This is a genomic window from Bacillus sp. FSL K6-3431 (assembly GCF_038002605.1).
GTDB lineage: Bacteria > Bacillota > Bacilli > Bacillales > Bacillaceae_C > Lederbergia.
The window spans coordinates 1,229,172-1,241,176 of the sequence record NZ_JBBOCT010000001.1 but is presented as its reverse complement, the minus strand read 5'-3'; the positions used below and the strand labels follow the sequence as shown (position 1 = coordinate 1,241,176).

Below are 12,005 nucleotides of genomic sequence, written 5' to 3'. Positions count from 1 at the left end.
CTATAATAAAGGTTGTATTTAAAAGGGGAAGTGGCTATGCAAAGAGGGAAGGTTTTATCCCTAGAAGAAAGGATACCAAAAATAAAAGAACATCGAAAGCGAAAGGCAAACAGACGCCTTATTCTTCTGCTATCTTTATTCTTCCTATTAATTGTATCTGTCGTATATTTTCAATCCCCACTTAGCCATATAAAAAAAATAGAAATCAGCGGAAATGAAAAAATGTCTGCTAAAGACATTTTGTCAGTGACAGGACTTACTGAAGGCTTGAATATATGGAAAGTGGACAAACATTTTGCGAAAGAAAAATTAATGGATCTATCAGAGATTAAAAAGGTAGATATAAGTATCGCATTTCCAAATATATTAAAAATCGACCTAGTGGAAAATGCGACGATTGCATATGTAGAAAACAAACAAAATTTCTATCCACTACTGGAAACTGGTGAAGTATTAAAAAAAGGACAACGAATGAACCTAGTTGAAAATGCACCCATTCTAGTGAATTTCGAATCGGGTGCTATATTGGAAACTCTTGCTGTTGAACTCGAACAGCTTCCGCCCGAAATCGTCCATGTCATTTCTGAAATCCGTTATGATCCAAACAAAACAGATAAATATCATATTTACTTATTTATGAATGATGGTAATGAAGTACAAGCTTCGATTTCGTCCTTTTCGGAAAAAATGGTCCATTATCCTTCATATATAAGTCAGCTTGATCCAGATATTAGGGGGGTACTTGACTTAGAAGTAGGATCTTTTTTTAAAGCTTATGGAGTAGAAGGGAAAGGTTCGGATGAAGAAGCGAAGAAAGAGTAAATACGTAGTTTTGTCTCTTGTTTGTTTAGTATTCGGCTTTATCCTTGCTTTCTCGTATAGCTATGCAAGCAAGGATAAAAAGTCGTCCAGTAACATAACGGATAAACAGTATATGAAAGAAATGGATTTGCGAAAACAATTAGTCGGTTATCAAGATAGAAATCGCGATTTGCAAAAAGAGTTATTAGATAAACAAGATAAAGTACGTCAAATGGAAAAGAAGTTATCACAGGAAGAACAAACTTTTTCCGACCTAGCGGAGAATGCGGAAAAATATCGAATGTTTCTTGGGAAAATTAAAGTCGAAGGTCCAGGTGTTGTTGTTAGCCTAGAGGACGGAGAGTTTACAGCCGAAGGCAATGTAAATGATTATCTCGTACATGAACATCATGTATTTAAAGTGATAAATGAACTATTTATTTCTGGCGCTTCAGCAGTTGCAGTTAATGGACAGAGATTAAAACATGATTCATATATTGTTTGTACCGGTCCAGTTATTACGGTAGATGGAAATCCATTTCCAGCACCTTTTAATATTACGGCAATCGGTGATGCTGATGTCATGTCATCATCATTGACTTTAAATGGTGGTATCCGTGATCAATTGGTGAATGATAATATTACATTTACGTTGGAAAAGAAAAAAGAAATTGTATTGGAACCAGTTTTAGGAGAGGCATCATAATGACCAAACAGGCCAAACTTTACTTTACAATCATTACATTTATTATTGGCTTTATGATAGCTATCCAGTTTCAAACAGTGCAAGAACCTATTGTAAGGGATACACGTGACACTTGGGAACTTCGTCAAGAACTAACAAAGGAACTAGATCTTTATTCAAAGCTAATCGAAGAAATTCGAAAAAATGAAAACAGAATCCGCGACTATGAATCGGAAATTTCAGGTAGTAAAGAGGAAATACTAAGAACAACAATCACAGAGTTAAAAAAGGAAGCCGGTTTAATGGAGGCTACGGGTCCAGGTATTGTCTTAACAATTGAACCACTTACTGAAGCAATGTTACTCGGTGAAAGGTATGTTTCTGTTTCACCGGTTATTCTCCAGCGATTAATAAATGAATTAAATATGTTTGGAGCAAAACATATATCAGTAGATGGTGAAAGAATCATTAATACAACGGTTATTCGTGATATTAATGGTGAAACAAAAGTTGGTAATCACGCTCTTGGTATGTTACCTTTCAACATATTAATTATTACCGAGAATAAAGAATCAGCGGAAAAAATGTATAATAGGATGCAAGTATCTCCATCAATTGAAGACTTTTTTATTGATAATTTACGTGTGAAAATATCAAAGCCTTCAGATTCCATTACAGTTCCTCCATTCGTCGATAAACTTCGCATGCAACATATGGAGCCCGTACTAGAAAAAGGAGAGAAATAATATGTGGCTTCCATTACTTGGTCTTTTAATTGGTATCACATTTGGATTATTAACCGATATAAAAATACCAGATGAATATGCAAACTATCTTTCTATAGCGGTATTAGCGTCACTTGATACTTTATTTGGTGGGATTAGATCTCATATGCAAAATCTTTATGATAATCGCGTTTTTGTATCGGGTTTTTTCTTTAATATTATATTAGCAGCAAGTTTAGCTTTTCTAGGTGTTCATCTTGGTGTAGACTTGTATTTAGCTGCAATCTTTGCATTTGGTGTAAGATTATTTCAAAATATAGCCGTTATCCGCAGAATTCTTTTAAATAAATGGGCAACTGCTAGAGAAAGTTCAAAATAAATAGTATTATAAAAAGGAAATAATCAATTAATGCCGAATGTAATGGAATAAGTGAATGTAGGATGATTACTAATGAAATTGTTAAATAAACGAAGAAGAAAAGTTTCGTAAAGGAGGTGCCATGGATTGAACAACAGTGAAATATATGTCAGCCTGGATATTGGTACATCCACAGTAAAAGTGATAATTGGAGAAATGGCAAATGATTCTTTGAATATCATTGGTGTTGGAAATGCCAAAGCCGAAGGAATTAGGAAAGGCTCTATTGTAGATATTGATGAAACTGTTCAGTCTATTAGAAGGGCAGTTGAACAAGCAGAAAGAATGATAGGCATGGAAATTAATCATGTTATCGTTGGGATTGCAGGTAATCACGTAGGGCTTCAATCTTGTCATGGTGTAGTAGCAGTATCAAGTGAAAACAGAGAAATATCCGATGACGATGTTGCCAGGGTGATGGATGCGGCAGAAGTTGTGTCTATTCCACCCGAAAGGGAAATAATCAATATTATACCACAACAGTTTATTGTAGATGGATTAGAGGAAATCACTGATCCAAGAGGTATGATCGGTGTCCGACTGGAAATGGAAGGTACACTTATAACTGGATCAAAAACTATTTTACATAACACATTGCGTTGTGTTGAAAGAGCTGGTCTTGAAATAGTGGAAATTGTATTACAACCATTAGCTACTGCCTCAGCAGCGCTTTCAAAAGATGAACAGAATCTCGGCACCGCTTTGATCGATATTGGTGGTGGCTCTACTACAGTAGTTGTATTTGAGCAAGGGTCTATAAGAGGTACATGTGTCATTCCAATTGGCGGAGAACACATCACAAAGGATCTTTCCATAGGGTTGAGAACTGCGACGGAAGATGCTGAAAAAATTAAAATTAAGTATGGACATGCTTTTTATGACCATGCATCTGAAGATGAAGTATTCAGCGTTCCGATCATTGGTAGTGATCAGCATCAACAATTTAACCAGCTAGAATTATCCGATATTATAGAGGCCAGAATGGAAGAAGTATTTGAACTAATTCAGCAGGAAATAAAGCGGATGGGTAGTTCTGATCTTCCCGGAGGCTATGTACTAACAGGTGGAGTAGCAAATATGCCTGGTGTGATGGATTTGGCTCAGCTTATATTGCAAAATCGTGTACGTGTTGCCAGTCCTGATTATATAGGTGTAAGAGAGCCGCAATTTACTACAGCTGTTGGACTGATTCGCTATGCTTATAAAAATGCTAGATTACAAGGTAGGAATGTTAGTGCTTCATCGATTCAGCATTCAAGTGATACGACTGAGAAACGACCTGTGAAGGAAGCTTCATCAAAACAGCGGAAAGAGAAAGATTCGGATGAGAAAATAGGCTCGAAAGTAAAAAGATTTTTTGATTACTTTTTTGAGTAAGTCATCCCAGTAAGCTGAAACATTGGGGAATCAGGTGTGGATATTATTCCATCTGATTGGTAAATTCCATCTACGCTTCGCATAGAGGTGGGAGTCTTATACCCTAAAGAAAGATCAAGATAAACCAATTTAGGAGGACTTGCTATGTTAGATTTCGATACAAACGTAGATTCATTAGCGACGATTAAGGTTATCGGTGTAGGCGGCGGCGGAAACAATGCTGTTAACCGAATGATAGAGCATGATGTACAAGGTGTAGAATTTATTGCGGTAAATACCGATGCACAAGCACTTAATTTATCAAAAGCTGAAATTAAGATGCAAATCGGTGCAAAGCTTACAAGAGGGCTTGGAGCAGGGGCTAATCCAGAAGTCGGGAAAAAAGCTGCAGAAGAAAGCAAAGAGCAGATTGAAGAAGCATTACGAGGTGCAGATATGGTGTTTGTAACAGCCGGTATGGGTGGTGGTACTGGTACTGGTGCAGCTCCTGTTATCGCTCAGATTGCTCGCGATTTAGGTGCGCTTACTGTAGGTGTTGTCACAAGACCGTTTACTTTTGAAGGTAGAAAACGTGCAAATCAAGCAGGTGGCGGAATTGGCGCCATGAAGGATGCAGTAGATACACTTATCGTCATCCCAAATGATAGACTACTAGAAATTGTTGATAAAAGTACACCAATGCTAGAAGCATTCCGTGAAGCGGACAATGTATTAAGACAAGGTGTGCAAGGTATCTCAGATTTAATTGCTGTTCCAGGCTTAATTAACCTAGATTTCGCTGACGTTAAGACAATAATGACGAATAAAGGTTCAGCGTTAATGGGAATAGGAATTGCAACTGGAGAAAGCCGTGCGGCAGAAGCTGCTAAAAAGGCTATTTCCTCTCCATTACTTGAGACATCGATCGAAGGTGCGCAAGGTGTTTTGATGAATATTACAGGTGGTACAAACCTGAGTTTGTATGAGGTACAAGAAGCAGCAGACATCGTAGCTTCAGCCTCAGACCAGGAAGTCAATATGATTTTTGGTTCTGTCATCAATGATAATTTGAAGGATGAAATCATTGTGACTGTTATAGCGACAGGATTTGATGAAGCACCTGAACATCCAAAGCAACAACGTCCTTCATTTGGGCAACCTAAGCAAGCAAACCCAAATCCACGTGTAGCTCCACGTGAACAAAAAAGAGAAGAGGCGGAAGAGCCTTCACGATCAAACCAACAACCTGTTGAAGACACATTAGACATTCCAACATTTTTACGAAATAGAAATAGAAGAAGATAAATCGGAATTCTACTAAATATAAGAAAGTACTCAGTATCAAAGTTAGATTTTGACATTGCTTACTAAGAAAAATATGTTTTTAGATTAAATATATTAATATAGATACTTAGAATTAAAGTAGACCTGGACATTTTGTCAGGTCTATTTTTCTATGGGTAACATAAATACTATGATTAAACAAATTTCGGTTCAATTGTCATTTGATTTAGTCTTTATAAAATCCTCGTTCACATGGAAACAAAAAATTCCCTGTTAATTTGACAATCTTCCAAAGAAGATGTGAAAACTTCTCCAATTTCCCACCTACAAACCGACACACTTCAAAATGTATGTACTATATACTTTTTCATAATAGAAGGATGTTCAAAAAGTCACCAAATGATAAACGGCGAATTTCTTCGTAGGCAATTAGGTACTTCTACTAAGGAAGGGAGGAACCTCTGTTTAGGAAGGAGGAACTTCTGTTAAGATCAAGATCACTACATCCTATGAACAAAGAGGTCAGCACGTCGTGTGCAAGTAGGTTCTGTGGGCAACACAGAGGTCAGCACATCCTGTGCAAGTCAGATCCTCAAAACCTTCTCGCCTCGAACTTCTTGTTTCTAATTTACCATCTTTTTGAACAAGCACTAATAGAACATAGGAAAAGATAATATGTTTCGCTTTCAAGAAAGGGAGGAGGATCGTTTGGTCGTATATTTAGATGTGATCTGGCTGTTAAATTTCCTTGTTGATAGTTTACTTATCTGGATGACCGCAATTTTTTTGAAGCGAAATATCCATCCTGTCAGAATTTTTGCAGGAGGACTAATTGGATCTTTACTTATTATCCTTTCCGTCACACCATGGTCAACATTTGCAAATCATCCTATTTCAAAAATAGGTATTTCCATTTGTATGATTATTATTGCGTTTGGGTTTAAGCGCGTAAATTATTTCTTTAGTGGTTTAATGACATTGTATTTCTCTACATTTTTAATGGGGGGTATCTTAATTGGTGTTCATTATTTTGTGAATTTCGATAATGAGATACAGTCGACTGTCCTGTTACAAAGTATACAAGGTTTTGGTGATCCAATTAGCTGGGTTTTCGTCATTTTTGGCTTTCCTGCTGCATGGCATTTCTCACAACGGAGCATGAATCGTATTACGATATCGAATCTAGTCTATGATGTTTTAGTTGATGTAGTTGTGGTTATAAATGACATAGAATTTCAAATTAAGGGATTAGTTGATAGTGGGAACAGTTTATATGATCCAATTTCCAAAGTACCTGTAATGATTGTACAATCAACAGCTGTTGAAGGGCAGCTTCCAAAGGAAATACTACAATTAGCCTCTAATAATAGTGATCATTTAGATAAAGTAGGGCAGATACCATCGCAATGGGCAAGTACGATGAGATTAATCCCAGCCACGACGCTAGGACAAAAAAATCAATTACTATGTGCTTTTAAACCGGATAAAATCACCTTGCTTGATAATCATTCTGCTAAAGATGTAAAAAAAGCATTAGTCGTATTCACAGATCAGGTCCTTTCAGCGGATGGACGTTTTCAATGTATTATCCATCCTTTAATGGCTTCAGATGGAATCGTTCAGCCAGCTTCCTAGATAAATAAAAAAATTGTAAGGTATCAGATGCAATCAGTAAAAAGCTTGAAAGTTGGAAGGAGGATATTCTTGAAAAAACTTCGATTACGCTTGTATTATTATTGGTATCGTTTCCTGAAGAAACTTGGTTTGAAATCTGACGAAATCTTTTATATAGGTGGTAGTGAAGCATTACCACCTCCGCTCTCACGTGATGAAGAGGCAATATTATTAACTAAACTGCCAAATGGTGATAAAACTGCTCGATCGATTTTAATAGAAAGAAATTTGCGTCTTGTCGTATATATCGCAAGAAAGTTTGAAAATACCGGCATAAATATCGAGGATTTAATTAGTATTGGAACAATTGGTCTCATTAAAGCTGTTAATACTTTTAATCCCGAAAAAAAGATAAAATTAGCTACATATGCATCGCGTTGTATAGAAAATGAGATTCTAATGTATTTACGGAGAAATAATAAAACACGCTCTGAGGTTTCCTTTGATGAACCATTGAACATAGATTGGGATGGAAATGAATTATTATTATCTGATGTATTAGGAACGGAAAATGATATTATTACTAAGGAATTAGATTCGGATGTAGATAAATCATTATTGTTCAGTGCGCTTGAAAAGTTATCTGATCGCGAAAAACAAATTATGGAACTTCGATTTGGTCTTGTTGGTGGTGAAGAAAAAACACAAAAAGATGTAGCTGATATGCTTGGTATTTCACAATCGTATATTTCTCGGCTTGAAAAAAGAATTATTAGACGACTTCGAAAAGAGTTTAACAAGATGGTTTAGAAAAATTTTAAGTGAGTTGTTCCCAATAATACTAAAGGTTTTCACGCATTTTTCATTTTAATTAGAAAAGTAAACATGCATAGATTTTCCCTCTACGGAGATACTTAATTTTGTATAACTGCTCCTGCAAGGAGGGAAAAAGTTGAAGCGGAATAAAGTTGAAATCTGCGGTGTGGATACATCTAAGCTCCCCGTCCTAAAAAATGATGAAATGCGGAAACTTTTAAGACAAATGCAACAAGGGGACTTATCTGCTCGTGAAAAACTAGTGAATGGAAATTTAAGGCTAGTATTGAGTGTCATTCAGCGCTTTAACAACAGAGGTGAATATGTTGATGACCTCTTCCAAGTTGGCTGTATTGGACTGATGAAATCGATAGATAATTTTGATTTAGGTCAGAATGTTCGTTTTTCTACTTATGCAGTACCTATGATTATTGGTGAAATACGGAGATATTTACGGGACAATAACCCGATCCGAGTCTCCAGATCATTAAGAGATATCGCTTATAAGGCTTTACATGTACGTGAAAAATTAATGGCGAAGCATTCGAAAGAGCCAACGGCCATGGAAATTGCAAAAGAGCTTGACATCCCACATGAAGAAGTTGTATTTGCTTTAGATGCTATCCAAGACCCGGTGTCATTATTTGAACCGATTTATAATGATGGAGGGGATCCAATCTTTGTTATGGATCAGTTAAGTGACGAGAAAAGTCGTGACACACATTGGATTGAAGAAATCGCACTTCATGATGGATTACAAAGATTGAATGACCGTGAAAAGATGATCATTCGTAAACGATTTTTTCAAGGGAAAACCCAAATGGAAGTGGCAGAAGAAATTGGGATATCACAAGCCCAAGTTTCTAGACTAGAAAAAGCAGCAATTAAACAAATGAATAAAAATATCCAATAAAAAGCGTAATTCCTCACTATCTAGGCTAGGTGGGGAATTACGCTTTTATCTATTCATGAACAGGGGTCCCTTAAGCATATATATAATAAGAGCGAATAATGGATGCATGAGGGGGATTGTTATGGTCCGGATATCTGAATTTCAAATTAAAGATGTTGTAAATATTAGCGACGGGAGAAAGTTGGGGAATATTGGGGATATTGAAATTAATCTTGAGACTGGAAAAATTGAAACGATCATTATTGGGAATGGCGGAAAGCTATTAGGCTTTTTCGGCAAAGAAGAAGAAATAGTCATCCCATGGAATCAGATTATTAAGATTGGAACAGATGTCATATTAGTTAGACATCACGCAACAAAATTTGTTCAGCAACAACTAGATGAGCCACAAGAATAAGTTTACAATATCCGTTGACAAGCTTTTATGGTACACTATAGAAAATATCTTTTCGTCTAAATGAGACAAAGAAACATTAGGAGTTAAAGTTTATGACAGTTAAGAGTAATTTAGCATGTATAATTGATAATATTGAAGTAGCATGTGAACAATCAAATAGAAATCCCGAAGAAGTAGCTATCATTGCGGTGACAAAATATGTTTCTCCAGAAAGAGCCCTAGAAGCATATGATGCAGGGATCAAACATTTTGGTGAAAATCGTGATGATGGTCTTACTTCTAAATGGGAGATAATAAAAGATAAGGGTATTTGGCACTTTATTGGTACATTGCAGACGAGAAAAGTTAGAAATATGATTGATAAAGTGACGTATATTCACTCCCTGGACAGGCTTTCGCTTGCTCAGGAAATAGATAAGCGGGCAATTTATCAAATTAAATGCTTTGTTCAAGTAAATGTTTCAGGTGAAGAGTCAAAACATGGTATTAGTCCTGAAGAAGTAATTCCGTTCATTGAAAAACTAAGTGAATATCAAAACATTGTTGTTGTTGGTTTAATGACGATGGCGCCATATACAGATGACAAGAGTGTTCCACGTACCTGTTTTCGAAAACTGAAGAATATTCAAACGGAAATAGCAGCAATGGATATGCCACATGCCCCATGCACAGAATTATCAATGGGGATGTCAAATGACTATCTTATTGCTATCGAAGAAGGAGCAACGTTTGTTCGGATTGGGACAGCACTTGTAGGAGATGAATCAAAGGAGGGAAAATGATGGGCATTAAAACAAAGTTTAAAAACTTTTTTCAGCTGGAGGATGAATATGAATACGAGGAAGAAGAAGTCGTAAAAGAAACCCGGCCAAGCGTTGAAACGGAGCAACAGCCTGTAAATCGGAAACAGAATGTTGTCAGCCTGCAAAGCGTTCAAAAATCATCAAAAGTCATTTTAATCGAGCCGAGAGTTTATGCTGAAGCACAAGAAGTAGCGGACCATTTAGTTAACCGTAAAGCTGTTGTGGTAAATTTACAACGTATACAGAGAGATCAAGCTGTCCGTATTGTTGATTTTTTAAGTGGTGCAGTTTATGCAATTGGTGGAGATATCCAAAAAGTAGGCCAAGAAATTTTCTTATGTACACCAGATAATGTTGAAGTATCTGGTAATATATCCGAATTAATGAATGATAGTGAATATCAAGATACGAGGTGGAGTTGAGTAGCATGAATATGATCTTTGGTTTAATCTCTCAAATAATATATTTTTATTCTTTTGCTTTAATTATTTATATCTTAATGTCTTGGTTTCCAAATGCACGGGAAACAGGTATTGGCAAATTTTTAGCGCGTATTTGTGAACCGTATTTAGAACCTTTTCGTCGAATTGTACCATCACTTGGAATGATTGATATATCACCAATTGTTGCGTTTTTCGTTCTTAGATTGGCGACAAACGGATTAGCTGAACTTGGAAGATGGATAGGCTAACAAGCAAAGTGATTAGCTCTAGATGGAGTGTGAACAATGTCTGTGATTTACCAGCATTTTAGACCGGAAGAAAAAGATTTTATTGATCAAGTTGTTGGATGGCGAGAGTATGTTGAGCGTACATATGCCCCCAAATTAACAGATTTTCTTGATCCTCGTCAACAGTTTATTTTAAGTTCACTTTTGGGCGAGAATAATGATGTTTGTTTTCAATTCTTTGGGGGAACAGAAATATGTGAGCGGAAAAGAGCCTGTATTTTTCCTGATTACTATGAATGGAATATAGAGGATTTTCAAATTGGTCTATATGAAATTGATTATCCGCGAAAATTCGTACAAATAGATCATAGGATGGTACTCGGTTCGATCATGTCTCTAGGATTAAAGCGGGACAAATTTGGAGATATTATTGTAAATGGTGATCGAATCCAATTTTTTATGGCAGAAGAAGTTGAAAATTATATTCTTTTTGAATTAAATCAAATTGGCAAAGCGAAAGTATTGATTCAAAAACAAGTGAGTGACCCGATTACATCAGATGAACAATGGCGAGAATCTGAAAAAACTACGAGTTCTATGCGTCTTGATGTAATACTTGCCGCAGCATATAATATTTCCAGACAAAAATCGCAGACATTCATTCAACAAGGGCTCGTAAAAGTGAATTGGGAAAAGCTAGAACAACCTGCTTTTGAATGTATGGAAAGCGATGTGTTGTCCGTTCGTGGATTGGGAAGATGTAAAATAATTGAAATCCAAGGAAAAACCAAAAAAGATAAATGGCGTATAAAAATAGGGGTATTAAAATAAACAAGATGTTTTTTCAAGAATTTCGACATATTCGGTCGAAATTCTGTATAATATCAATATACGCAAAGTCGAAAGATGAGCAGTGGAGGTGGCATGAATGCCGTTAACGCCAGTAGATATACATAATAAAGAGTTTAGCAAAGGGTTACGTGGTTATGACCAAGATGAGGTAAATGAATTTTTAGATCAAATTATTAAAGATTTTGAAATAGTGCTTCGTGACAAGAAAGAATTGGAAAGTAAATTATCTTCAGCTAATGAGCGAATAGGGCATTTTCAAAGTATAGAAGAATCATTACAAAAGTCCATAGTTGTTGCTCAAGAAGCAGCTCAAGAAGTGAGAGGAAACGCTCAAAAAGAAGCGAAGCTTATTATTCGTGAGGCGGAAAAAAACGCCGATAGAATCGTAAATGAATCGTTGTCTAAAGCGCGTAAAATCGCAATTGAAATTGAAGACCTAAAAAAACAATCAAAAGTTTTTAGAACGAGATTTAAGATGTTGGTCGAAGCGCAATTGGATTTAATTGGCAATGATGATTGGGATCACTTAATGGAATTTGAAGTGGATGCAACAGAATTGAAAGCATTGGAAGATGTAGATCAGTAATCTTGACCACTTGATGCTTCTCACATATAATAAAATATACTTTAAATAATTAAATGATGACAGGGACAGTATATTTCTCAGAAAC

15 protein-coding genes are annotated in these 12,005 nt (G+C 36.1%); all 15 read left to right on the top strand.

The genetic code is table 11. The annotated features are described in order from the left end of the window. Positions 1 to 36 precede the first annotated feature (36 nt). Positions 37 to 822 (top strand): cell division protein FtsQ/DivIB, encoded by a 786-nt coding sequence (locus MHB53_RS06270; protein ID WP_340916342.1) that lies wholly within the window; start codon positions 37 to 39, stop codon positions 820 to 822. Continuing rightward, positions 800 to 1,507 carry a DUF881 domain-containing protein gene (locus MHB53_RS06265; protein ID WP_340916341.1) on the top strand — a complete coding sequence of 236 codons (708 nt, stop codon included), beginning with the start codon at positions 800 to 802 and terminating at the stop codon, positions 1,505 to 1,507. Before MHB53_RS06270 ends, MHB53_RS06265 begins: the two co-directional genes overlap by 23 nt. Beyond that, positions 1,507 to 2,232 (top strand): DUF881 domain-containing protein, encoded by a 726-nt coding sequence (locus MHB53_RS06260; protein WP_340916340.1) that lies wholly within the window; start codon positions 1,507 to 1,509, stop codon positions 2,230 to 2,232. Before MHB53_RS06265 ends, MHB53_RS06260 begins: the two co-directional genes overlap by 1 nt. Before the next feature lies 1 nt (position 2,233). Then, on the top strand, positions 2,234 to 2,590 hold the full coding sequence (locus MHB53_RS06255) for a small basic family protein (protein WP_340916338.1): 357 nt from the start codon (positions 2,234 to 2,236) through the stop codon (positions 2,588 to 2,590). 126 nt (positions 2,591 to 2,716) lie between these two features. Continuing rightward, the gene (gene ftsA / locus MHB53_RS06250; RefSeq protein WP_340916337.1) at positions 2,717 to 4,006 is read left to right on the top strand and encodes a cell division protein FtsA; all 1,290 of its coding nucleotides are present in this window, start codon (positions 2,717 to 2,719) and stop codon (positions 4,004 to 4,006) included. Positions 4,007 to 4,150: 144 nt separating this feature from the next. Continuing rightward, positions 4,151 to 5,290, top strand: coding sequence for a cell division protein FtsZ (gene ftsZ / locus MHB53_RS06245; protein WP_340916336.1), 1,140 nt, complete (start codon positions 4,151 to 4,153; stop codon positions 5,288 to 5,290). Positions 5,291 to 5,977: 687 nt separating this feature from the next. Continuing rightward, a complete protein-coding gene (spoIIGA, locus tag MHB53_RS06240; protein ID WP_340916334.1) occupies positions 5,978 to 6,904 on the top strand; it encodes a sigma-E processing peptidase SpoIIGA in 927 nt (308 codons plus the stop codon). A 69-nt stretch (positions 6,905 to 6,973) separates the two neighbouring features. Next, the gene (gene sigE / locus MHB53_RS06235) at positions 6,974 to 7,693 is read left to right on the top strand and encodes an RNA polymerase sporulation sigma factor SigE (protein ID WP_340916333.1); all 720 of its coding nucleotides are present in this window, start codon (positions 6,974 to 6,976) and stop codon (positions 7,691 to 7,693) included. A 142-nt stretch (positions 7,694 to 7,835) separates the two neighbouring features. Next, positions 7,836 to 8,612, top strand: a complete 777-nt coding sequence (sigG, locus tag MHB53_RS06230) for an RNA polymerase sporulation sigma factor SigG (RefSeq protein ID WP_340916331.1) — start codon at positions 7,836 to 7,838, stop codon at positions 8,610 to 8,612. 121 nt (positions 8,613 to 8,733) lie between these two features. Further along, positions 8,734 to 9,009 carry a YlmC/YmxH family sporulation protein gene (locus MHB53_RS06225; RefSeq protein WP_340916330.1) on the top strand — a complete coding sequence of 92 codons (276 nt, stop codon included), beginning with the start codon at positions 8,734 to 8,736 and terminating at the stop codon, positions 9,007 to 9,009. Positions 9,010 to 9,101: 92 nt separating this feature from the next. Further along, the gene (locus MHB53_RS06220; RefSeq protein WP_340916329.1) at positions 9,102 to 9,791 is read left to right on the top strand and encodes a YggS family pyridoxal phosphate-dependent enzyme; all 690 of its coding nucleotides are present in this window, start codon (positions 9,102 to 9,104) and stop codon (positions 9,789 to 9,791) included. Continuing rightward, positions 9,791 to 10,234, top strand: coding sequence for a cell division protein SepF (locus MHB53_RS06215; protein ID WP_340916328.1), 444 nt, complete (start codon positions 9,791 to 9,793; stop codon positions 10,232 to 10,234). Before MHB53_RS06220 ends, MHB53_RS06215 begins: the two co-directional genes overlap by 1 nt. Before the next feature lie 5 nt (positions 10,235 to 10,239). Then, entirely contained in the window at positions 10,240 to 10,503 is a 264-nt protein-coding gene (locus tag MHB53_RS06210; protein WP_340916326.1) for a YggT family protein, read from the top strand. Positions 10,504 to 10,539: 36 nt separating this feature from the next. Then, positions 10,540 to 11,313, top strand: a complete 774-nt coding sequence (locus tag MHB53_RS06205; protein WP_340916325.1) for a YlmH family RNA-binding protein — start codon at positions 10,540 to 10,542, stop codon at positions 11,311 to 11,313. 97 nt (positions 11,314 to 11,410) lie between these two features. After that, positions 11,411 to 11,920 (top strand): DivIVA domain-containing protein, encoded by a 510-nt coding sequence (locus tag MHB53_RS06200; protein WP_340916324.1) that lies wholly within the window; start codon positions 11,411 to 11,413, stop codon positions 11,918 to 11,920. The last annotated feature ends 85 nt before the right edge of the window (positions 11,921 to 12,005 follow it).